Origin of the sequence: Caulobacter sp. D5, from assembly GCF_003185805.1 — a bacterium.
Lineage (GTDB): Bacteria > Pseudomonadota > Alphaproteobacteria > Caulobacterales > Caulobacteraceae > Caulobacter.
Genome location: NZ_QHJY01000542.1, coordinates 1 through 2448, shown reverse-complemented (window position 1 = coordinate 2448; position 2448 = coordinate 1). Strand labels below are relative to the sequence as shown.

Genomic DNA, 2448 nt, shown 5'->3' with positions numbered 1-2448 from the left:
ACCTGGACGGTGCGGGCCATCTGCCCGACCTCGTCGCGACGGCCGGCGCCGGCCACGGCGACCTCCAGCCGGCCTTCGGCGAGATCGCTCATGGCCCGCGACAGCCCCGCCACCGGACGCGAGATCTTCACCGCCCCGATCCACAGGGCGAAGGCGACCCCGCCCAGCGCCGCGGCGACGCCGAACAGCAGGGTCAGCAGCACGCCGCGCTGGGCCTTGGAGCGAGCGGCGGCGACCATGGCGTCGGTCTCTTCGTGATAGTCGTCGCCCCAGGCCTTCACATCCTTGGCCAGGCCCTCGATGGCAGGATCCATGGCCGCCAGATGCGACATGGCACCGGTGTCATCGTTGGACAAACCTTTGTCGGCCGCGGCCCGCGCATCCGCGTACAGGGCGTCGATGCGGGCGGCGAAGCCTTCGGTCTTCTCGGCGACGGCGGGGTCGAAGGCGGTCATCTTGGCCAGGCTGTCCTTGCCCTCGCCATAGACCTTGTCGAGCTCCTTGGAGGCGGCCTGGGCCGGCTGCGAGCCGCCGTCATAGGTGACGGTGCGGTGGGCGGCGTGGCCCATCATGGCCAGGCGCCGGCTGAAGCGCGCAGACTGCACCTCGGCGGGGGCGCGGTGCTCGACCAGGCGGCTGGCAGCCGCGTCCAGGCTCTTCTGCTGCCAGACGCCCAGGCCCGTGCAGGCCAGAACCGCCGCGCCCAGGACGACGGCCGGCAGGGCGACCTTCGAGGCGATCTTGAGATCGTCGAGCTTCATGTCTGTTTCCCCCCGGATGTTGTCTAAGTCCGCGCCGGATTCACGGTTGCCGAACCCAGTTTTTCGACTGCGGCGTAAAAACCCCGTTAAGTCGCTTGACCCCCGCGCTGATGGCTGTAGGACGCACGGCCCCTCCCCGGCCCGAGCTTTCCCATGACGTCCGCCGTCCAGCCGACGATCGGCATCGATTTCGGCACCACCAACACCGTCGTCGCCATCGCCGACGGCGACGGTCCCGCGCGCCTGGTGCGCTTCCCCGTCGGCGAGAAGGACATCTTCGCCTTCCGCTCGGCGCTGAGCTTCCATTCGGTCGCCGGCCCCGACGGCCGCCCGACCGAGCGCGTCATCGAGGCCGGCCCCTGGGCCATCGAGGCCTATGTCGAGGACCCGCTGGAGACGCGCTTCGTCCAGTCGTTCAAGACCTTCGCGGCCAGCGCCGCCTTCACCGAGACCAAGATCCTCGACCGCCGCTACCTGTTCGAGGACCTGCTGGCGGCGTTCCTGTTCAAGCTGCGCGACCACGCCGGCGCCCAGATGAGCGACCTGCCGCCGCGGGTGATCGTCGGCCGGCCCGTGACCTTCGCCGGCGGCAATCCCGATGAGGCCCTGGCCCTGCGCCGCTACGAGGCGGCCTTCGAGCGCCTGGGCTTCTCCGACATTCGCTACGCCCACGAGCCGGTCGGCGCGGCCTTCTTCTTCGCCCGCCAGCTGAAGGAGGACGCCACGGTGCTGGTGGCCGACTTCGGCGGCGGCACCAGCGACTTCTCGATCGTGCGGTTCGAGCGCCATGACGGCCAGCTGCGCTCGGTTCCGCTGGCCCGTTCGGGCGTGGGCGTGGCCGGCGACGCCTTCGACTACCGGATCATCGACAACGTCGTCTCGCCCGAACTGGGCAAAGGCAGCCTCTACAAGGCGATGTCGAGCCGCCTGCCGATCCCGCAGCGCTACTACACCGCCTTCGCCCGCTGGGACCAGCTGGCCATGCTGCGGGCCTCCAAGGACATGCGCGACATCCGCGCCCTGGAGCGCACGGCGGTCGAGCCGGAGAAGATCGCCCGGCTGATCGAGGTGCTGGACGACAACCACGGCTACGCCCTCTACCGCTCGGTTTCGGGCCTGAAGGAGGCGCTGTCGAGCCAGGAGAACGCGCTGTTCTCGTTCAAGGCCGGCTCGGTGGAGATCGAACGCGAGGTGGCCCGGACCGAGTTCGAGGCCTGGATCGCGCCGGAACTGAAGGCCATCGAGACCGCCGTGGACCAGGCGCTGGAGCGTTCGGGCCTGTCGGCCGACGGGGTGGACCGGGTGTTCCTGACCGGCGGCTCGTCCTTCGTGCCGGCGGTGCGCGAGATCTTCCTGCGGCGGTTCGGGGCCGAACGGATCGAAAGCGGCGGCGAGTTCGAGTCGATCGCCTCGGGCCTGGCGCTGATCGGGCATGAGAGCGAGCTGGATCTCTGGAGCGAGCGGGTCGGCGCGTAGCCGCCTGCGGCGGCCCCCTCAGTCGCTCCGCGACAGCTCCCCCAGAGGGGGGGAGCATCTGAAGCGCCAAGATCCTCCCCCTCTGGGGGAGGTGGCCCGGAGGGCCGGAGGGGGCAGCGCAGGCATGCGACTTCGCACTCCCGTGGAAATCCACGAAAGTTGATGGGGAGGCGCGGAGCGGCCGGGCGGAGCCCGGGGACCGTGATGTGTT

2 protein-coding genes are annotated in these 2448 nt (G+C 70.1%); one reads left to right on the top strand and one right to left on the bottom strand.

Annotated features, from left to right (window positions below):
- A partial coding sequence (locus DMC18_RS24985; RefSeq protein ID WP_146218223.1) for a HAMP domain-containing protein occupies positions 1 to 761 on the bottom strand: 761 nt, incomplete at its 3' end.
- 153 nt (positions 762 to 914) lie between these two features.
- Here DMC18_RS24985 and DMC18_RS24980 point away from each other — a divergent pair.
- Positions 915 to 2237 (top strand): Hsp70 family protein, encoded by a 1323-nt coding sequence (locus DMC18_RS24980; RefSeq protein WP_110121884.1) that lies wholly within the window; start codon positions 915 to 917, stop codon positions 2235 to 2237.
- The last annotated feature ends 211 nt before the right edge of the window (positions 2238 to 2448 follow it).